The sequence below is a fragment of the Photobacterium ganghwense genome, assembly GCF_003025595.1.
Classification (GTDB): Bacteria; Pseudomonadota; Gammaproteobacteria; order Enterobacterales; family Vibrionaceae; genus Photobacterium; species Photobacterium ganghwense.
In genome coordinates, this window is the sequence record NZ_PYMI01000003.1 from 1 (window position 1) to 21195 (window position 21195).

Sequence of the window (21195 nt, forward strand, 5' to 3'; positions counted from 1 at the left end):
ATTCGAACCATCGAAGGCGGAGCCGGCAGATTTACAGTCTGCTCCCTTTGGCCACTCGGGAACCCCTCCACGGGGTGTTGCAAATTGTGTTATTGCTCAAGTTTGTCGGAGCAATGTTGAGAACCGCATTTGCCATTCTCAGTAATGATGGTGGAGGGGGACGGATTCGAACCATCGAAGGCGGAGCCGGCAGATTTACAGTCTGCTCCCTTTGGCCACTCGGGAACCCCTCCACGGAGTTTGGCAAACAAGTCATTTGCTTGTTTGTCGGAAAGACGTACCTTACACCAGATAAGGAACAGCTTTCAAGAAAAATGGTGGAGGGGGACGGATTCGAACCATCGAAGGCGGAGCCGGCAGATTTACAGTCTGCTCCCTTTGGCCACTCGGGAACCCCTCCACAAGTGCGGGGCGAATAGTAGCAGACAACTTGGCGCTGTAAACCTTTTTCCTCATAAATTCCGATTGCTTGCTGCTATTTTCATCATATTGCCGTCGGACATGGCAACCCGTGATGGAAAAACCCGGCTTTACCGGCAGACGTAAACGGAATATTGCTTATCTTTACACTTCTTTACCCCCTTACGGGGCGGCATCGGATATCATTTCCTCAGTTTAAATAGATGGATATTAGAATGAAAAAAGTCCTTGTTGCAGTTCTGGTGACGACTGCATTACTGGGCGGAGGATATGGCTACTTTTATCAGCCATCTCAGGCTGCTGAGCAACCAGCCGCTGCTCGGGGCGGGCGTCAGATCCCGGTCACGACCGGCGTGGTGACCTCTCACCCTGTTACACAATCCCTTTCCCTTATCGGTAAGCTAGAAGCTCAGCGTTCGGTCGAGGTGGCGACTCAGGTCGCGGCAAAAGTCGACCGCATTGTGGTCGGAGTCAACAGCCAGGTAAAAAAAGGCGAGTTGCTAGTGCAGTTGGATGATGCCAAAGCCAAGGCGGCTTACGCTGAAGCGGTGGCGTACCTGAATAATGAAAAACGAAAATACAACGAGTTTCAGCGACTGGTTAAACGTGGCGCCATTACACAGACCGAACTGGATGCCCAATTGGCAAGTGTGAGTATTGCCGATGCGCGTCTTAAGGCAGCGAAGGCTGATCTGGATGATCATGCCATTCGGGCGCCGTTTGACGGCACGGTGGGGCTGATTGATTTCAGTGTTGGCCACATGCTGACCGTGGGCAGTGAGCTTTTCTCGCTGGACGATTTATCCTCGATGCGGCTGGATATCCAGGTGCCGGAGCAATATCTCTCCTTTTTACGGGAAGGGATGACTGTGAGGGCAACCAGCAAAGCGTGGCCGGGACAGTCATTTAGCGGCACCGTTCAGGCCATTGATTCCCGCGTGCAGGCGGATTCGCTGAATATCCGGGTTCGGGTGGGTTTTGAAAATGCATCGCACTTGTTAAAACCCGGCATGTTGATGGCGGCGGAAATTGGCTTCCTGCCACAGGAGTCGCCGGTGATTCCGGTACAGGCCCTGGAATATTCTGGTACCAAGCGTTTTGTCTACCGGGTGGATGAGGCCGGTCAGGCGCACCGCACGGAAGTGACGCTGGGAGCACGGGTGAACAATGAAGTCGTGATTGAATCTGGCCTGCAAATCGGCGATCGCATTGTGGTACAGGGGCTGGTTAACATGCGCGACGGTATCAAGGTTAATGACCTGACGGCTGCCAGCGGTGAGAGGAAAGGAGACGATGCCTGATGTGGTTATCTGATGTTTCCGTCAAACGCCCTGTCGTTGCCATCGTGCTCAGCCTGTTGCTGTGTGTTTTCGGCTATGTATCGTTTACCAAGCTGTCGGTTCGCGAAATGCCGGATGTGGAAAATCCGGTAGTCACAGTATCGACCCGCTACGACGGGGCCTCCGCTTCGATCATGGAAAGCCGGATCACTTCGGTGCTTGAGGATCAGCTGTCCGGGATCAGTGGTATCGACAGTATTACCTCCACCACGCGTAATGGCTCATCACGGATCACCGTGGAATTTCAGCTGGGCTGGAACCTCACTGAAGGGGTCAGTGATGTCCGTGACGCTGTGGCCCGTGCCCAGCGCCGTCTACCGGATGAAGCGGATGATCCTGTGGTTTCCAAAGATAACGGCAGCGGTGAACCGGCCGTATACGTTAACCTGACCTCCAGTAATATGGACCGCACTCAGCTGACCGATTACGCCGAGCGGGTACTGATGGATCGTTTCAGCTTGATTAACGGGGTCAGTTCGGTGGATCTGAGCGGTGCGCTGTATCGGGTGATGTACGTCAAACTCAAGCCGGATCAAATGGCCGGCCGTGGCGTGATCACCAAAGATATCGTCAACGCCTTGAAAGATGAGAACGTTGAACTGCCTGGGGGGCAGGTGCGTAATGACACTACCACCATGTCAGTTCGAACGGCACGCCTCTACCGCACGGCTGCTGACTTCGAGTATCTGGTGGTGCGTACGGCGTCTGATGGTTCTCCGATTTACCTGAAAGATGTCGCCGACGTCGCGGTCGGTGCTCAGAATGAAGATGCCACGTTTAAAAATAACGGGGTCGCGAACCTCAGCCTGGGCATTGTCGCCATGACCGACGCGAATCCGTTGGATGTCGCCAAGGCAGTACATGATGAAGTGGAACGCATGCAGCGCTTTGTACCGGAAGGAACATCGCTGTACGTTGATTATGACTCGACCGTGTTTATCGATCGCTCGATTCAGGAAGTCTACAGCACCTTGATGCTGACGGCATTTCTGGTCGTGATGGTGCTGTACATTTTTATCGGTCAGGCGCGCGCTACGCTGATTCCGGCGGTGACCGTACCGGTTTCGTTGATCTCAGCCTTTATGGTGGCTTATTTCCTGGGTTTCTCCATCAACCTGCTGACCCTGATGGCGCTGATTCTGGCGATCGGTCTGGTTGTCGATGATGCCATCGTGGTGGTGGAAAACATTTATCACCATATTGAGCGGGGAGAGCCGCCGCTGCTGGCCGCGTATAAAGGCACCCGGGAAGTCGGTTTTGCGGTGGTTGCCACAACGGTGGTGCTGGTGATGGTGTTCCTGCCGATCTCGTTTATGGACGGGATGGTCGGGCCGCTGTTTACGGAATTTTCCGTATTGTTGGCCGTGGCGGTGATTTTCTCGTCGTTGGTTGCCCTGACCCTGAGTCCGGTGCTGGGCAGTAAGTTACTGAAAGCGAATGTCAAACATGGCAAATTTAACCAGGCGGTTGATCGCATGTTTGCCCGGCTGGAAGCGGGATACCGTAAAGTGGTCGCGGCATCAGTGCGCCACCGTATGGTGGCACCGGGTCTGGTTGTTTTGTTTGTGGTACTGAGTGGCTGGCTGATGACAGTTGTCCCGTCACAACTGACTCCGCAGGAAGACCGCGGGGTGATTTTCGCTTTTGTGAAAGGCGCGGAAGGCACCAGCTATAACCGCATGGTTGGCAATATAGAAGAGGTTGAGAGCCGCTTGCTGCCGATGGTCGGACAGGGTGTCATTAAATCGCTGTCTATCCAGACCCCAGCCTTTGGTGGTCGCGCAGGTGATCAGACCGGCTTTGTGATCATGGCACTGGAAAACTGGGAAGATCGTCAGATGACGGCTACTGAAGCACTGGACATGGTCCGCGGTGCGCTCAAAGGTATTCCGGATATCCGGGTATGGCCGTTTATGCCGGGATTCCGGGGAGGCTCGTCCGAACCGGTGCAGTTTGTGCTTAACGGTGCTGATTATGAAGAACTGTTCCAGTGGGCCAGCAAACTTCAGCTACTGGCAGAAAGCAGCCCGATGATGGAAGGGGTCGATCTGGATTACGCCGAAACGACGCCAGAACTGGTGGTGAATGTGAACCGCCAGCGTGCCGCAGAACTGGGTATTCCGGTCAATGATATTGCCGAGACGCTGGAAATCATGCTGGGAGGCCGGACTGAGACCACGTTTGTGGAACGCGGGGAAGAGTACGACGTATACCTGCGTGGTGATGAGAACAGCTTTAATAACGCATCGGATCTGAGCCAGATCTATCTGCGGGCGCGAAACGGCCAGCTGATTACACTGGAATCGGTAGCGGATGTACAGGAAGTGGCTTCGGCGCAGCGCCTGAGTCATAACCAGAAGCAAAAATCGATCACTCTGAAGGCAAACCTGGTGCCGGGCTATACCCTGGGGCAGGCACTGAATTATCTGGATGAGCAGGCGCTGGAGATATTACCGAGCGACATTGTGATCGATTATGCCGGTGAGTCGAAGGACTTCCGTGAAAACCAGAGCAGTATTCTGGTGGTCTTCGGGCTGGCGCTGTTGGTGGCTTATCTGGTGCTGGCGGCGCAGTTTGAAAGTTTTATCAACCCGATGGTGGTGATGCTGACCGTTCCTATGGGGATTTTCGGCGGGCTGACCGGCTTGGTACTGATGGAGCAAAGCCTGAACATTTACAGTCAGATTGGCATGATCATGCTGATTGGCATGGTGACCAAGAACGGGATTCTGATTGTGGAGTTTGCCAATCAGCTGCGTGATAAGGGTGTCGAGTTTGAACAGGCAATCATTGACGCTTCAGAGCGCCGTCTGCGCCCGATTCTGATGACGGCCTTTACGACGTTGTTTGGTTCGATTCCGCTCATCATGTCGACTGGCGCCGGTTCGGAAAGCCGGGTTGCGGTGGGGACTGTGGTGTTCTTCGGTATGGCCTTTGCGACTTTCGTGACTTTGCTGGTGATACCGGCAATGTACCGCCTGATGTCAGGCCGAACCCAGTCGCCGGGATACGTTGCCGCGCAACTGGAAAAGGCTTTGAAGCAGAAGGATCAAGCCGGAATGGGTAAAGAAGGGTTGGATGAGACTCCTGTGATGAAATGATCAGGGGAATCAAGCCTAAGCGCTCGTTGTACCTTGTGCTGTAAGCCAGGTCGCTAAGAGATGAAAAAAGCCGTCCAAGTGACGGCTTTTTGACGAATTAAGAGTGCGTATTTAACCTAAGGCTAAAACAGCAAAGAGATATAATTGGGGATAAATGATTAACTATTCCCTGAAAATGACCTGGTATTGGTTATATATATTGTTAACTCTGTCACTATTTATCCTTGATACGAATTTCACTATTAATAACTTTATTAAACCATTTATTAGTGATGCGTAAGATAGGCGGAAAAAGAATAAAATTAAAAACTACGTTCACTTAATAAATAAAGATTGCCTGTCAATTTTTATTTCATTTATATCACCTTTGGTAGCTGTTTTTTACATCTAAATTAGCGTAATGTGGTCGATTTTCAATCTAATTGATAAATTGATTATTGAACCAATATCTCCTGATTACTATGATCAAAAATTCAAATGTCATTGGTAATGTCGACAGATATTATTATTTCGCAAGGATAGAACCTTTCATTATGCAAAGTGAAGAACTGGCCACTGATTCAAATAATCCAACTGTATGGATAAAAATGCAGAGTATTGCCGTTACCGTCGTCGCCATTATGTTGTCACTCGGACAATGGAACGATACCAAAGATGCTATCGAAACGGTGTATGAGTCGGTTGTGACAAACTTTACTCATCAGGTTGAGTATGAGCAGTTATCACAACTCAAGGTTGGGCAGACTTATGAGTATGTTCAGTCATTTATGGGTGTACCGGTTGCATCCAAACCTTCTCGTCTCCAGCCCGGGATTCACTATTACTACTATGGCACTGATAAATACCTGTTAAGTGTCATTGTTGAAGGAGAGCGCGTATCGGGATACAGCATTACGGCTTTAACCGACGACTTTGCTATGGCGATCCCTTATACCGATATGGTACTAACTGAGTCACCTCTTTCCGAGTACTCACCAGAATACGAGAACTATCTGACGGACTTCGGCAACATTAATTATTATGCGGAAGTGAATACCTTAGGCCGCAGTGCGCTTTTTTATAACCTCTTACTGGCGACGGTTGACTATGGAGAGATGTTGCCTGGGGTTAAAGAGAAGATTCAGTCATTGAATTATCAACTGAATTTAGGAGAGGATGTTATGGAGAATGACATGGAAATCATTCGTCAGAGTCAGCCCAATATGTTTGCGCTGTCCGAAACATCACCTGAAATAATGATTGAATCAATGTTGACACGTTATGAGTTTGTCGCATTTTTTAAGTGAATACTCCAATTATTGGCATAAAAATAAATAACAAAAAATGGGGCTCGAACTGTTAGCCCTTTTATTAAATAAAGGAAAGGTCGATGAAGCTATCACGTTTAGCTTGCTGCTGCGCATTCGTGCTGACAGGTACGGTATGGGCAGGAACCGTACAAGCCGATAATCCCTTTGATGAACTGGACTCCGAGGTGACCGCAGTCTATTCATCGGCACAAACTGAGCAAGAGGAATATCTGCAGTTTGTATTGGCTTATATGAATGAGTACGAAAACTGGCGTAGTCAGTATCTTCGGGAATATGATGCATACCGCGCGCAGATTATTGAAAAATGGGGAGATGGTCTGGTTTCCGAACCTTTGGTGACAGTGGATTACAGTCGTGATCAAAAGACGCGAACGGTTGTGGATCTGGAACGCAACGAAGCAATTGTTGCGGTCTTGGTTGAACCTAATATGTTGCCTGAGGAGGCTGAGAAAGCGGTCAAACAAGCGGCTAAAACAGTTATGGGGGAATCGGGCTCAACGCTGGCATCTGTTGTGGAAAGCCCTAAAGTGCTGGAGTCCGGCTCTGTTGTGATGGTCGAGGTGAATTACTCCAACGTGACAGAAACAGCGGCAAAAAAAGTGATTCAGGCGCAAACTCGAACCCAGTTGCAGGAAATTGAAAAAGAATCTGAAGCGTTAGTGGCCCAGCTTGGGGCGACGGTATCCACGGATCTCATTGATACGCCTGTGGTTGCTTCGGCGATTGAGAAGAAAAAAGTACAGCTTCTGCAGCAGGAACAGCTGCGAATTAAAAAGCTGGAAAAAACGTATCAGATAGTACGCCAGCAAGCGGCGAAACAGCCACCGAAAACAGTGATGGAATACCGCATCAAGCTGCCTGCTAACGGTATAGGGAAGCGAGCGGCTAAATATGTGGGGTTTGCTGAGCAAGAAAGCCAGCGATTTGATATTCCGGCGGCGTTGGTGATGGCGATCATGCATTCGGAATCCAGCTTCAACCCGAAAGCGAAATCGCCGATTCCGGCGTATGGACTGATGCAAATTGTACCGACGACAGCCGGGCGGGATGTTAACGTGCGTATTCGCCGCAAAGATGAACCGATGAGTCCGGCCGAGTTGTATGTAGCGGATGTCAATGTTGAGACCGGTACCGCCTATCTGAACATTCTGGATAAAAGCTACCTGAAGGCGATCACCAATGATGAAAGCCGTCTGTACTGTACGATTGCGGCCTATAACACGGGTGCCGGTAACGTGGCCAAAGCGTTTAACCCGGACGGTTCGCGAAAAATTTACAAGGCGGCGAAAATCATCAACAGCATGACGCCACAGCAAGTGTATGACAAGCTGATGGCGGATCTGCCATACGATGAAACCAAGCATTACCTGAAGAAAGTCAGCACCCGTATCCGGTTATATGAAAAGCACAGCGCGTAAAAACACAAGAGAAGACATTTGAGCGTCATGTGCTGAACGGCAGGCTTGTTATTCGCTGACTTGCCCGGTCTTTCTCTTAGTACAGAAGCCTTTATCTGCCAGCGCTAAACAATCTCAGGTGGCAAGGTAAGGGCTTTTTCTGTTTAAGGGAGTTTTTCATTTCCCGCGCAGTTGGGTATTGGTAGAATGCATCGCCTAATATTCTAGTTATTAACCTAAGCGTTGCGAAACGCAGAGTGTAGAAGAACATCATGTCTCAGAATCATCCTCGTCCTGACGCCGTTCAGGGCGCGCAGGAAAACGCCGTGCGTTTGAATAAATACATTAGTGATACCGGTTACTGCTCTCGTCGTGAGGCAGATAAACTGATTGAACAGGGACGCGTGACGATCAACGGCAAATTGCCGGAAATGGGGATGAAAGTGCATCCTGAGGATGACGTCCTAGTTGATGACAAACCCCTGCGTGCGAAAGAAAAACCTATTTATATTGCGCTGAACAAACCGGCGGGGATCACCTGTACGACTGAGCGCCATGTACCGGATAACATCGTAGATTACATTGGTCACCGTAAGCGTATTTTCCCGATTGGTCGCCTGGATAAGCCTTCTGATGGCCTGATTTTCCTGACTAACGACGGTGATATCGTTAACAAGATTCTGCGTGCCGGTAATGCCCACGAGAAAGAGTATGTCGTGCGGGTCGACAGACCTGTGACGCAGGCATTTATCGACAAAATGGCATCAGGGGTTGAGATCCTGGATACCGTGACGCTGCCTTGTCAGGTAACAAAAGAAACGAATTACTCGTTCCGTATTACCCTGACCCAGGGCTTAAACCGTCAGATTCGCCGGATGTGTGAAGCGCTGGGCTACGATGTACTCAAACTGCGCCGTGTTCGTATTATGAACATTACTATCGATGGTTTACCTAATGGCAAATGGCGTTACCTGACGGATGCTGAGATCGCGGAAATTCATTCCATGATTTCTGACTCGAGCAAAACTGAAGAAGCTTCCCGTGTGGAAGTTCAGGGTAAATCGATCGCGAAAGCGACCGATGCCAAGCTTTATGACAGCCGCCAGCAGGCACGTCGCGAAGCGGAGCAGCAGGGCGATAAGGTGCGGTACAAAACCTACGCGGGTAAAGGGGAAGCTAACCGTCAGCCGCGCAGTGGCCGAAGTGATGAACAGCGTCGTGACGACACGCGTCGTGATGATCAGCGCCGCAGCCGTCCGGGACGTGGCCCACAACCTAGCCATTTCCGTAACCATTGTGACGACGAATCTCCGCGTGGTGCTTCTCGTGATGAGTCGCGCAATGAGCAACGTAAAGGCCCTCGCGCGGGTCAGCGTAATGACCAACGCAATGATCAACGTAATGACCGTCGCCGAAATGATCAGCGAAATGAGCAGCGCCCGGGTCAGGGACGTCAGAATCACGAGCAGTCAGGCGGCTCGAGCCGAATTCAGCAGTGGAAATCCAAGAAAGAACACTGATTTTCAGGCGAAAATGTATCGCAGACTGACACGATAACGGGAGCAAAAGCTCCCGTTTTTTTATCCGCTTTTAGTCAGTATCGCCTCTTCACAAAAGGAAAGTCAGAAGAAGCCGCGGAACAGGTTGGTAAGCCTGAGTAGGAAAGTGGTGATTGCGGCTACCGGGGGAATGGCAGAGGGCTGGTCGCTTTATGTCGGCCCGGTTACATTCCTGCTTGCATTCCCGGCAATGAATTTGCACTATGTACTCATTAATGAAAACAGTATAGCAGCGCCACGGCGCGTGACAGCGCGTGGATGTGGCACACCCGGTGAACCGGGGAAACAGCGTTAACAAGACACAGAGGAAGTAATGGCAGGCAATACGATTGGACAACAATTCCGTGTCACCACATTTGGTGAGAGTCATGGTTTGGCGCTGGGATGTATTATTGATGGTTGCCCTCCGGGTCTGGAACTGACCGAAGCGGACATGCAACATGATCTGGACCGTCGTCGTCCTGGGACATCAAAATACACGACACAACGTCGTGAACCGGATGAAGTGAAAATCTTATCCGGCGTCTTTGAAGGCCGTACTACCGGTACTTCTATCGGACTGCTGATCGAAAATACCGATCAACGCTCGAAAGACTATTCCAACATCAAGGACTTGTTCCGTCCGGGCCATGCCGATTACACCTATCATCAGAAATATGGTATCCGTGACTACCGTGGTGGTGGTCGTTCGTCTGCCCGTGAGACGGCGATGCGTGTTGCTGCCGGGGCAGTTGCTAAAAAGTACCTGAAACAGGTGCATGGTGTAGAGATTTGCGGTTACCTGTCGCAGATGGGTGATGTGAAAATCGACAAAGTTGATTGGGAGCAGATTGCCCAAAACGCCTTTTTCTGTCCCGATGCCGACAAGGTGGAAGCGTTGGACGAGCTGATCCGCAAGCTGAAAAAAGACGGTGATTCTATCGGTGCCAAAGTGACGGTTGTAGCACGTAATGTGCCGGTGGGGTTGGGTGAGCCGGTGTTTGATCGTCTGGATGCTGACATTGCCCATGGCCTGATGAGTATCAACGCCGTGAAAGGGGTGGAGATTGGCGATGGCTTTGGTGTGGTTGAACAGCGTGGCAGTGAACACCGCGATGCTATGACGCCGGAAGGTTTCCGCTCCAATCATGCTGGTGGCATTCTGGGAGGGATCTCTTCCGGGCAGGATATTATTGCGCACCTGGCGCTGAAACCGACTTCCAGCATCACGGTGCCGGGTGAAACGATCACTACGCAGGGAGATTCAGCTGAGGTGATTACCAAAGGCCGTCATGACCCATGTGTCGGGATTCGTGCGGTGCCGATTGCTGAAGCCATGCTGGCGATTACCCTGATGGATCACCTGCTGCGCCATCGTGGTCAGAACGCAGACGTTTTGACAGAGACACCAAAAATTTAATCTCTTCGTCGCTCCTAAGCCGCTGAGACGTGCTTGTTGAAAACAATAAAAAACGCCGGTATTTACCGGCGTTTTTGTTTGGGTGATTTTGTTTCGATATGTCTTCAGTGAGAGGGCGGAAGAGAGCCCTCTTTACTGCTTTTTGTCAGAGTTATGCGTTGTGCTCGAGCTTCTTTTGGCTGTCGCCCTCCGACTCTGTTTCTTCAATACGAAACACCGGCAGGCGCCAGCTGAATTTCACAGCTGCCATTCTCAAAATAAATCCGACCACTAAGGTGCTGATTGTGACCAGTGTTTCTTCCAGTCCGAAGTGCAACAGGCCATAGTACATACAGCCAGCAAAGAAAGAGACCGAAGCATACAGCTCTTTGTGCAGTACCAGTGGCTGGCGACGACAGATCAGGTCGCGAAGCAACCCGCCAAAAACCCCGGTAACCACTGCAGCAACGACGCAGATCAGGGGAGAAAGCCCCATATCCATCGCAATACGGCAGCCGATAATACTGAATACGATCAGGCCGAGTGAATCCAGCAGGACAAACACCTTATGGAAACGGACAACCAGAGGGGCGATCAGCGTGGTCAGCAAGCCTGCCAGACAGGTAATGGCTAGGTATTGCGGATTAGCGACCCAACCCAGCGGATAGTGTCCCAGCAGAATGTCCCGAACCGTCCCGCCACCAATGGCCGTCGCGCTGGCCACTAACATCACCCCGAACCAGTCCATATGGCGACGTCCTGCTGCCAGAGCGCCGGTCATTGCTTCAGCGGTGATACCAATAATATAAAGAGTTGTTAACAACATGAAAACAAATGATGGTAAATTGAATGCGTTAAGATATTGGTGATTGTAAGTAGCGGTATATTTGGCGTCGAATGAAATGTTTGCAAATAAGCATGAATTTGGTTCATGTATTGGTGGGGTGAAGATGTCGAAAATAGTCTATGACCTCGACATGAATCACAAAAATGTGTCGCAGAGGGATTCGACGATCAGAGAAAGGGAACGGGTGCCGTATTGGAAAATGAAGTGATTACATGTCGTTCATTTTGCCGCTATACAAAGAAACCAACACAACAAAGATAATGCTGAAACAAACAGAGCACCAAAACAAAGAGAGTGCAAAAACAAAGAGAGCGCCGAAGCGCTCTCTTGATTCCGTTAAATTTAACGGGAACATTGAGGCGAGGTTATCAGAAACGATAGTTCGCCTGCACGCCCAGCAGCCAAACACTGCCGGTGGTTTCACCTTTGAAAGAGATTGGCAGGCCTTTGATGTTTTCCTGCTCTTCCATTGGTGCATCTTTAGCAAAGATATAAGTGAAACCCGCATCAAAGCTCAGGTTTGAAGACCACTGGTAGCCAGCACCCAGGCTCAGCCACAGACGGTCAGTTTCCGGGATCGTCTGGGTACGGTGCTTTTCGCTGACAGCGGAGGTGTCATAAGCCACACCGGTACGCAGAGCCAGCTGGTTCGTGTACTGGTAAGTAGCACCCAGAGCGATGCGATAGTTATCTTCCCAGTTTTCTTCTTTAATCAGATCCGGGCTGTTCGGATATGTCGGAATATCAGCAACCAGCTTGTCGAAAGTGCTCCAGTCAGTCCAGTTGAAGCTGGCATGCATAGCCAGTTTATCAGTCAGTTGATGGAAGCTTGACAGCTCAGCGGTCGCTGGAAGCGTCAGATCCATGCTGCCAGGGCGAGTCATGCCGTACATCACACCGGATGCTTCGCCAGACAGAGTCAGATCCACTGCGGAACGGTAATTGACGCCGACACGGTGATTTGGATTGATCTGCCAGGCCATACCCAGCTGCCAGCCCCATGCCGTATCGTCACCTTCCATGTACTTCAGATCCTGACCGCGCAGTTTGTCAAATTGCCCTGCCAGTTGCGGGTTGGCTTGAAGCATGGATGCCATACTGGCAGGCAGCGAACCTGGCATAGCAGCGCCAAAGTGACCTTCACCCATAACATAACGAATACCACCGCCCACGCTGAATTGGTCATTCACTTTGTAAGCAAGGTTTGGGTTGATCTCAACAGTTTTGACCATTGCCTGGTTACCAAACAGGGTCGCATAGAAGTCGCCACCCAGCTCGGTTTCCATACCGTAATTGGTTGCAACGGCCAGACCCGCTACCAACTGATCGTTGATTTGGTGAGACAGGTAAAAGTTAGGAATCACAGCAGAATGCGCGATATCTTTCGCTTCCGTTGTGGCTACAGTGTGACCAGCGACAGACAGGTCGCCTTTTACATCGATGTTTGGATCAACGTAAATGGCACCGGCAGAGATTTGTGTACCTTTCAGGTAGGTCAGCATTGCCGGATTGCGGAATTGTGCACTGGCGTTGTCTGCCATTGCAGCTTCACCGGCAAAAGCACGGCCAAGGCCGGTTGCAGAATACTCAGCCAGCTGGAAACCGGCGGCAAATGCATTGGCGCTCATGCCCAGAGTCAGGGCTGCTGTCAGTGAAAGTGTAATTTTGTTCTTGTTCATCAATCTATTTTGTTCGCTGAAATCGAATAGCGCGCATCATACGCCTCCGTCAGTAAGCGTTAAGCCAAACGGGTATTTCTTTTTTATTTCAAAATTAAAATCTGTTTTTATTTTAATCTGTGGTTTTATGTGTGGCAAATAGTGAGCAATGAGTTCTGGTCGGATGAGATTTCAGCGTACGCATGTACTTGCAATGGCGGGTTTCAGCGATTGTGTGTTCGCTGAAAATGGCGTGTAAAGTTATAGGTATGTTGCAAATGATCTTATCAATCATTGGTTTAATAGCGAAATAAAAAGGGAGAGCCATTGGCTCTCCCTGATATTTCCTACTGGTTCTGTTCGCTCAAATTAAAAAGAGCGGCTGTACTGAACACCGTATAGCCATGCGTTAGCACGGGTAGTCGCTGTCACTGTACCCAGAAGTGGGTTGGATTCTGAGGCACGCACGTCTTCACCACGTAGGTAAGTTACACCCACATCGATGTTTGACTTGCTGTCCAAATGGTACGTGAAGCCGCCTGAGAACCACTGACGGTCTGAATCCGGTACAGAGATTGACGTGCGGTTATCCTGAGCGCTGGTGTCGTACATGTAACCGGCACGCAGAGTCCAGTCTTTGTTCATGTAGTACGTACCACCGATCGCGTAATGCCAGCCATCCTGCCACTCATAGGTATTCAGGTTATAACCGTTTGTGGTTTCCAGTTGATCAAATACACTCCAGCCAATCCATTGAACGCTGTAGTGTACAGCGAATTTAGGGTTCAGCTTGTGGTAACCCGAGAATTCCACCATATCAGGTAGCGGGATTTTCAGTTCGCTGTTGGAGATGTCGCCGCCAGCGTAATGCATGTCGCCATCTACTTTCAGTTCTGGGCTGTAACGGTATGACAGACCAAAGCGGTTGTCTTCATTCAGCTCGTAAACGGTACCCAGGTTGAAGCCAAAACCAACACCGTCAGCATCAATGTCGACCAGGCTCATTTCAGGGGTGGTCATACCGCCGGTATTTAGAATTTCAGCTGCTGGCATGTAACGCTTTAGCTTACCAGCGCCATAAATCACATCCACACCACCACCAACACTCCACTGTTGGTTCAGGCGGTAAGAGGCGCTCAGTGCCAGGTTAACGCTTTTCACGTCGGTCAGGCCGCCAAAGGCATTCGCTGCATAGTCGCTGCTGAACTCAGTTTTGGTGCCGAAATTGGAATACAGGCCAGCACCCACGGTAAATTTATCGTTGATTGGATGGATGTAGTAAATGTTTGGCGCATAGGAAGTGTCGCCAACCTGTTGAGAACCCAGGTCACCGGTCAGGAACGGGTTGGTTGACTGGTAACTTCCGTTTTTAACTTTGATATCAGTATCAATAGCATTGATACCCAGAGACAGTGCCGGCTTGTCGAACAGTGACATTGCTGCGGCGTTACGTGCCATGACGGAGGCATTGTCGGCAATCACGGCATCACCGGCAAATGCACGGCCCAGACCTGTTGCTGATTGCGCATTCAGCTGGAAACCTGCTGCCAGTGCTTGTTGAGAAGCCAGAGTAACTGCCACAGTTACTACAGACTTGGAAAACAGACGCTTCTTATTCATATTTATAATTATTCCGATTTTTTGGATGTTTTTCTCTGCTTTTTTAAGCAGAAGGCGCGTGATTGTATTGATGGAACGAATCTCATCAAATCAGACCAGTTAGCTGAAGATGGGCGAAATTAGACGCAAAACAGGCAGTTGGTGAAGGTTTGAACAATAATCCCCGCCTGTGCTGGGGGTTTGTATGGTTATCCGTATGAAAAGTAAGTGAAATATTGTGACACAAAAAAACCTGGCTTCAAGTTGCCAGGCTTTTTTGTCGCTAAGGGGAGAAAAGCGTCAAAATGCGTGAGTTGTCATATTTCCCACTTCAGATCCGCTTCCAGTGTCCGGGCGATAGGGGCAACATCCTGTCCTTTTTCTCCGAGTACGATCAGGCTGGCATCTCGGGTGGGTAACACCACGCCACTCATGGTGTTATCACTGAAAGTGGTCATTCTCTGGCTCGTAACCGGCACAATAAACACCGTGACTTTACCGTGCTGAGTTGACATCACCATGTGCAGGGCATTTTGATCGCCAAAACCGCAGTGGTTTACATAATAAATGTGTCCCGGCAGTGAGGTCAGTTGCGAGCCGAATGGGGACAGTTTCGCATTCACCTGAGTCAGCGACACTGCTTCATCAATGTGATCGATAAATGGCGCTTCGTTGTAAACATGCTCCAGTGCCAGGTTTGCGATTTCATTGTGCGGGTGTGCCGTGAAAATCCCCTGGGTGTACTGGCCAGACAATAAGCCGAAAATGAATGCAACTGACGCGGCCATGGCAATCAGTGTCTTGGGTTTCCACGTTTTAAGGTTCCAGGGTGACTTGTTGCTGGCCTGTCCGGTTTGGCGAAACAGAATGCGATCGGCTAAATCATCCGGCACATCCACTTTCATGGCTTTTTCTAATTGGCTGTCGAGTGCCAGTAGTTCATCTGACAACTTACGGTTTGTCAGCGAAGCGTTGCGTGCGTTAATCATCTCTTGGCTGTTGTCGTTCGGATCGGCCAGCAGACGACGTCTGAATTCTAAATCATCCATTATGTTGACCCCTCTGCTCTGACTGCTTTTCTATCTGCTCTTTCAGCTGGTTTCTGGCGCGGAACAAACGTGTCATGACGGTATTACGATTCAGTCCCAAAATGTCGGCAATCTCATCGCCGTTAAATCCTGCCATTACCTGCAGCACCAGCGGTTCGCGATATTCCGGAGCCAGCTTCATGATTTGCCTGCGCAGCATTTGTAGCTCGGCGTCCTGTTCGCTGCCATATTGCTGGGTATCAGCCAGGGCATAATCGTCGATATCGACCAGATCCAGCTGCTTCCTTTCAAAACGGCGTGCATTCTCCCGCCGCAAGATGGTGATCAACCAGGATTTGGCTGCACTGTCATCCTGCAAACTGTCGAGAGAGCGCCAGGCGCGTAAACAGGTTTCCTGAACCAAATCTTCCGCGATATGCGGGTCGTGGCACAGCCAGTAGGCATAGCGGTACAGGTCCCGATGCCAGGCCCGAACCAGGGCCTCGTAACGTCTTTGTTTATTCATATCCACAGAGACCGAGGCATCCGGCTTTTTCTTACGAAAAAAATGCTTAATCATAAAAATTGCCTATTAATGAGCAGAACATTGCCAGAAAAATGGAGGTTTAACGCAATGATCTCGCGATTCATCCAATAATCCGCCTTAAAATTGATCTGGTTCAAATTGTGTCTTGGCGAGAAAGCTATAGTAGTCCTCGTCATCTGATATTAAGCAGTGGCAAACGAGCCGGGGATTAGGTTCGTGAACCAAGGGTTAGTATCTGTTGAGCAAGATGACAACTTCCTTTTGAAGGCTGACTTTACTTTCTCCTATCAGGCTTGCCTGATTTGCAATTGGCTTTACGTTAATTGACTTATGCTATACATGGATTGCTTTCCGTGTAGATTATAACCATACCGTTTCGGTATGGTTTTTTTTTATCTCTACTTTGCCATCCTGTTGTTTTTCCTTTTCTGGCACGCGGCTGAAAAAGCCTGACAAACTGAGAATTCTTTGAGCGTTGCGGATCTCTCAATTTTTTAAACATTTGTTTGTTTCTGATAACAAACGAATTACAATTGATGTGGTCTGACCTCTAGTATCTGTTTGGGCTCATGCCCTGACGCTCAACTCATGAAGAATAAGGAGTAGCGATGACACGTCTCCAGAATCTCACCACGCGACAGGGTGAGCGCATCGCCGTAGTAAGTGGATTACGTACCCCGTTTGCCCGCCAGGCAACGGCCTTTGATGGCGTGCCAGCGCTGGATATGGGCAAGATGGTTGTCAGTGAAATGCTGCAACGGGTGGATATTGACCCTAAGCTCATCGATCAGGTGGTGTTCGGCCAGGTCGTACAAATGCCGGAAGCGCCGAACATTGCACGTGAAATTGTGCTGGGCACCGGCATGAACATTCACACCGATGCCTACAGTGTAACCCGTGCCTGTGCCACCAGTTTTCAGGCCGCAGCCAACGTGGCGGAAAGCATCATCTCCGGCACCATTGATATCGGTATTGCCGGTGGTGCGGACTCTTCCTCTGTGCTGCCGATTGGGGTGTCAAAACATCTGGCGGCAACCTTGCTGGCACTGAGCAAAGCCAAAACCATGAGCAAGCGTCTGAAGCTGCTGAGCAAATTGAGCGTTAAAGATTTGATGCCGGTACCGCCAGCCGTCGCCGAGTATTCGACGGGCCTGAGTATGGGGCAAACGGCAGAGCAGATGGCCAAAACTCACGGGATCAGCCGAGCTGAGCAGGATGCTCTGGCACACCGCTCCCATAGTCTGGCTGCCAAAGCCTGGAATGAAGGCTTGATCCGAGATGAAGTGCTGACCGCTTTCCCTGAGCCTTACCGTCAGTGGATCGACAAAGATAACAACATTCGCGAAGACTCAACGCTGGAAGGCTATGCCAAGCTGCGCCCGGCATTTGACCGTAAGTTTGGTTCGGTCACGGCGGCAAATGCCACGCCGCTGACGGATGGTGCTGCGGCCATTCTGCTGATGCGTGAAGGCCGGGCTAAAGAGCTGGGGCTGACGCCGCTGGGGTATATTCGCTCTTACGCATTTACAGCGATTGGGGTTGAGCAGGACATGCTGATGGGGCCGTCGTACGCCACGCCGCTGGCACTGGATCGCGCTGGCATCACGTTGTCAGATCTGACCCTGATTGATATGCATGAGGCGTTTGCGGCGCAGACGCTGGCAAACGTCAAAATGTTTGGCTCCAAGCAGTTTGCCCGCGAAAAGCTGGGACGCAGCGATGCCATTGGTGACATTGATATGGATAAGTTTAATGTGCTGGGAGGCTCCATTGCCTACGGTCACCCGTTTGCCGCGACCGGCGCTCGGATGATTACTCAGACCCTGCGTGAATTACAACGCCGCGGGGGAGGACTGGCACTGAATACCGCTTGTGCCGCAGGTGGACTGGGCGCAGCGATGATTCTGGAGGCCGAATAATGACTGAACAAGCATCCGCATTTACCTTAACTTATGCCGATAACGGGATTGCCTGGTTGAAAATTGATGTGCCGGACGAGAAAATGAATACCCTCCAGGCCGCCTTCAGTGAGCAGGTTACGGCTGTGCTCAATGAGCTCAAAGGTAAAAACGACCTGAAAGGTATGGTGGTGTATTCCGGCAAGCCGGATAACTTCATCGCCGGTGCTGATATTCGTATGCTGGCTGCCTGCACCACGACCGCAGAAGCGCAGGCTCTGGCAGAGCAGGGACAGCAGTTGTTTGAGCAATTGGAAGCCCTGCCATTCCATACCGTTGCCGCTATTCACGGTCCGTGCCTTGGGGGCGGCCTGGAGCTGGCACTGGCCTGTCACAGCCGTGTGTGCTCTGATGACGATAAAACCCGACTGGGTCTGCCTGAAGTGCAACTGGGGTTGCTGCCGGGCTCTGGTGGTACGCAGCGTCTGCCTCGCCTGATTGGGGTGGCTGGTGCATTGGATATGATTCTGACCGGAAAGCAGTTACGAGCCAAAAAAGCCAAGAAATTGGGCGTGGTGGATGAGTCTGTGCCACACAGCATTTTGCTGGACGTTGCAGAACAACGCGCACTGCAGCCGAAGCCAAAACGTCACCTGGCACTGAAAGACCGCATGATGGGCAGTTCACTCGGGCGATCTGTGGTATTTGATCAGGCTGCGAAGCAAACCCGAGAGAAAACCCGCGGCAATTACCCGGCAGCTGACGCGATTCTGGACGTGATCAAATATGGACTGCAGCATGGCATGAAAAAGGGCCTGGAGCTGGAGGCCAAGCGCTTTGGTGAGCTGGTGATGTCACCGGAGTCGGCGGCGTTGCGCAGCATCTTCTTTGCCACCACGGCAATGAAAAAAGAGACAGGTTCAGAAGCCGAGCCGCATCAGATCCGTCAGGTGGGTGTGCTGGGCGGTGGCCTGATGGGCGGCGGGATCAGCCATGTTACTGCCACCAAAGCCGGGTATCCGGTTCGTATCAAAGACATCAGCAACGATGGCATCCTGAATGCGCTGTCCTACAACTATAAGCTGCTGGATAAGAAGCGTAAGCGCCGTATTATCACCAAGGCAGAACTGCAAAAGCAGATGCTGTCGATCGGTGGCGGCATTGACTACACCGCCTTTGATCGGATGGATGTGGTGGTGGAAGCGGTGTTTGAAGATTTGAAACTCAAGCATCAGATGGTGAAAGAGATTGAAGCGAATGCCAAGCCGGCCACGATTTTTGCCACCAATACATCATCGCTGCCTATCCATCAGATCGCAGAAGCGGCGGAACGCCCGCAAAATGTAGTGGGTCTGCATTACTTCAGTCCGGTTGAAAAAATGCCGCTGGTGGAAGTGATTCCCCATGAAGGCACCTCGCAGGAAACCATCGCGACGGTGGTGGCGTTGGCCAAGAAGCAGGGCAAAACCCCGATTGTGGTGGGCGATACCGCCGGGTTCTACGTTAACCGGATTCTGGCTCCGTACATGAACGAGGCGGCCAATGTGCTGCTGAGCGGTGAGCCGATTGAACACATTGATACGGCATTGCTGGACTTTGGTTTCCCGGTCGGACCTATCACGCTGCTGGATGAGGTTGGCGTGGACATTGGCGCTAAAATCATGCCGATACTGGTGAGTGAGCTGGGCGAGCGTTTCCAGGGGCCGGATGTGTTCGATACATTGCTGAACGACGGTCGAAAAGGGCGCAAGAGCGGCAAGGGTTTCTATCTGTACGACAGCAAGAAGAAAGCGGTCGATAAGAGCGTTTATAAACTTCTGGGATTGGATCCGGAGCAGAAAGCTGACGGTCAGACCATCGCTATGCGCTGTACTCTGATGATGCTGAACGAAGCGGCACGCTGTCTGGATGAAGGTGTAGTGCGCTCTGCCCGTGATGGCGATATCGGCGCTATTTTTGGGATTGGCTTTCCACCGTTCCTTGGTGGCCCGTTCCGCTACATGGATCAGCTGGGCATTGACCGGGTGGTTGAAATGCTCAACGAGCACGCGAATAAATACGGCGAGCGGTTCAAGCCGTGTGACAAACTGGTTGCCATGGCGCAAGAAGGGCAGGTTTTCTATCCGGCTTAATCGTTGCGGTGGCAGACTATTGCTGTGCTAAGAGTAAAACCAATCAGGCCTGTCAGATGACAGGCCTTTTTTTATGGTGCCGTATACTCGTGGTAGGACAGCTGAGTGAAAGGGTGCTTGATGAGCTAAGCCGCTTTGTGAGCCAGGCCTTTCTGTGAACCAAGTCGCTTTCATAGCTAGGACTATTAGTGAGCCAAGCCTCTGAGTGAGCATAGCGGCTTGGTGCACATGTGTCAGGGAGCTTGAATTTCAGGGTGATTGCATTTGAATGCCTTGGACCTTGGCTTTCTTTGACCTTGGTTTTCTGTGACTTCGGGTATCTTCGAGTCTGAGAATAACTGGCTTCAGTATCACTAGCTTCGAGTTTCTTTGTGTATCACAAGCAGCCCTTGGCACGGTGGTCAGTCCGAAGTTGGCTGGTTTTCGGGCTGTGAGAGCGGAGACAGGTCGAGCAGGCGCAAGCGGAAAAACCGCTCGATGAGCACAGGGCGAAGCAGGTGGTAAGACAGCATGACCACAACCATGGCAATGAAAATATTCATGCCAGCGGCCATCATCAGCACCGGAGTGAAGAGCGTGATAAAGCCCAGTGCATACATCATGATATCGGTTTCATTGTGGGACAAGGCGCCGTGGCAGTGGGGACAGATAAAATAATCGTCGTACTGGCGGAGCGACGGCGCCGAAATCGGGTGGCGGCACTGAGGGCAATGCTGGGTATTCAATGTGCTGTTCTCCAGGAATACTTGTTATAAACGTGTAGTGGGATATCCATATTCATCCTGTCCGGAAACGGTCGTGGTGTGGTACCCGCAAGCATAGTTACCATTTCTCCCGAACCGTTCCGCGCATTATGGAACTGACTTCACGTTAATAAGGCGGATTAGACTTCATAAAGATTAAGGAATGAACAACTGAAATCCGCTAAAACCCCGTCAAATTTGCGCAAAAACTAACAAAAGCTATCAATATCAAATGGAT

Annotated in this window: 14 protein-coding genes and 2 tRNA genes; 8 read left to right on the forward strand and 8 right to left on the reverse strand. The window is 50.8% G+C overall.

All coding sequences use genetic code 11. The features are described 5' to 3' along the window. Positions 1 to 148: 148 nt before the first annotated feature. Together C9I92_RS10545 and C9I92_RS10550 are read right to left on the reverse strand one after the other, a co-directional pair. Positions 149 to 233: transfer RNA gene (locus C9I92_RS10545), tRNA-Tyr, on the reverse strand. 82 nt (positions 234 to 315) lie between these two features. Then, positions 316 to 400 (reverse strand) — tRNA-Tyr (locus tag C9I92_RS10550). 235 nt (positions 401 to 635) lie between these two features. Between C9I92_RS10550 and C9I92_RS10555 the strand changes: the two genes are divergently transcribed. The 6 genes from C9I92_RS10555 (at position 636) to aroC (ending at position 10526) form a co-directional block, all read left to right on the forward strand. After that, on the forward strand, positions 636 to 1721 hold the full coding sequence (locus C9I92_RS10555) for an efflux RND transporter periplasmic adaptor subunit (RefSeq protein WP_047887377.1): 1086 nt from the start codon (positions 636 to 638) through the stop codon (positions 1719 to 1721). Beyond that, positions 1721 to 4861, forward strand: coding sequence for a multidrug efflux RND transporter permease subunit (locus tag C9I92_RS10560; protein WP_047887376.1), 3141 nt, complete (start codon positions 1721 to 1723; stop codon positions 4859 to 4861). Before C9I92_RS10555 ends, C9I92_RS10560 begins: the two co-directional genes overlap by 1 nt. Positions 4862 to 5394: 533 nt before the next feature. Further along, complete coding sequence (locus C9I92_RS10565) at positions 5395 to 6147, forward strand: ETEC_3214 domain-containing protein (protein ID WP_047887375.1); 753 nt, start codon at positions 5395 to 5397, stop codon at positions 6145 to 6147. A gap of 83 nt (positions 6148 to 6230) precedes the next feature. After that, positions 6231 to 7589: a transglycosylase SLT domain-containing protein gene (locus C9I92_RS10570; protein WP_053061937.1), complete on the forward strand. Its 1359-nt coding sequence runs from the start codon at positions 6231 to 6233 to the stop codon at positions 7587 to 7589. A gap of 251 nt (positions 7590 to 7840) precedes the next feature. Continuing rightward, positions 7841 to 9088 carry a 23S rRNA pseudouridine(2604) synthase RluF gene (gene rluF / locus C9I92_RS10575; protein WP_047887374.1) on the forward strand — a complete coding sequence of 416 codons (1248 nt, stop codon included), beginning with the start codon at positions 7841 to 7843 and terminating at the stop codon, positions 9086 to 9088. A gap of 352 nt (positions 9089 to 9440) precedes the next feature. Next, positions 9441 to 10526, forward strand: a complete 1086-nt coding sequence (gene aroC / locus C9I92_RS10580; protein ID WP_047887373.1) for a chorismate synthase — start codon at positions 9441 to 9443, stop codon at positions 10524 to 10526. Between the two features lie 151 nt (positions 10527 to 10677). Here the strand turns inward: aroC and C9I92_RS10585 are convergent, their stop codons facing one another. From C9I92_RS10585 to C9I92_RS10605, 5 genes are all read right to left on the reverse strand, one after another. Beyond that, positions 10678 to 11331 carry a trimeric intracellular cation channel family protein gene (locus tag C9I92_RS10585; protein WP_047887372.1) on the reverse strand — a complete coding sequence of 218 codons (654 nt, stop codon included), beginning with the start codon at positions 11329 to 11331 and terminating at the stop codon, positions 10678 to 10680. A 389-nt stretch (positions 11332 to 11720) separates the two neighbouring features. After that, entirely contained in the window at positions 11721 to 13031 is a 1311-nt protein-coding gene (locus C9I92_RS10590) for an outer membrane protein transport protein (RefSeq protein ID WP_047887371.1), read from the reverse strand. Positions 13032 to 13379: 348 nt separating this feature from the next. Continuing rightward, the gene (locus C9I92_RS10595; protein ID WP_047887370.1) at positions 13380 to 14630 is read right to left on the reverse strand and encodes an outer membrane protein transport protein; all 1251 of its coding nucleotides are present in this window, start codon (positions 14628 to 14630) and stop codon (positions 13380 to 13382) included. Positions 14631 to 14926: 296 nt separating this feature from the next. Beyond that, the gene (locus C9I92_RS10600) at positions 14927 to 15658 is read right to left on the reverse strand and encodes a DUF3379 domain-containing protein (RefSeq protein ID WP_047887369.1); all 732 of its coding nucleotides are present in this window, start codon (positions 15656 to 15658) and stop codon (positions 14927 to 14929) included. Continuing rightward, the gene (locus tag C9I92_RS10605; RefSeq protein ID WP_047887368.1) at positions 15651 to 16217 is read right to left on the reverse strand and encodes a sigma-70 family RNA polymerase sigma factor; all 567 of its coding nucleotides are present in this window, start codon (positions 16215 to 16217) and stop codon (positions 15651 to 15653) included. Before C9I92_RS10605 ends, C9I92_RS10600 begins: the two co-directional genes overlap by 8 nt. Positions 16218 to 16792: 575 nt before the next feature. Here C9I92_RS10605 and fadI point away from each other — a divergent pair. After that, on the forward strand, positions 16793 to 18103 hold the full coding sequence (gene fadI / locus C9I92_RS10610) for an acetyl-CoA C-acyltransferase FadI (protein ID WP_047887367.1): 1311 nt from the start codon (positions 16793 to 16795) through the stop codon (positions 18101 to 18103). Then, entirely contained in the window at positions 18103 to 20214 is a 2112-nt protein-coding gene (gene fadJ / locus C9I92_RS10615; protein WP_047887366.1) for a fatty acid oxidation complex subunit alpha FadJ, read from the forward strand. Before fadI ends, fadJ begins: the two co-directional genes overlap by 1 nt. 401 nt (positions 20215 to 20615) lie before the next feature. On the opposite strand, the gene C9I92_RS25280 is transcribed toward fadJ, so the two are convergent. Next, positions 20616 to 20939 carry a hypothetical protein gene (locus C9I92_RS25280; RefSeq protein ID WP_146149687.1) on the reverse strand — a complete coding sequence of 108 codons (324 nt, stop codon included), beginning with the start codon at positions 20937 to 20939 and terminating at the stop codon, positions 20616 to 20618. Between the last annotated feature and the right edge of the window lie 256 nt (positions 20940 to 21195).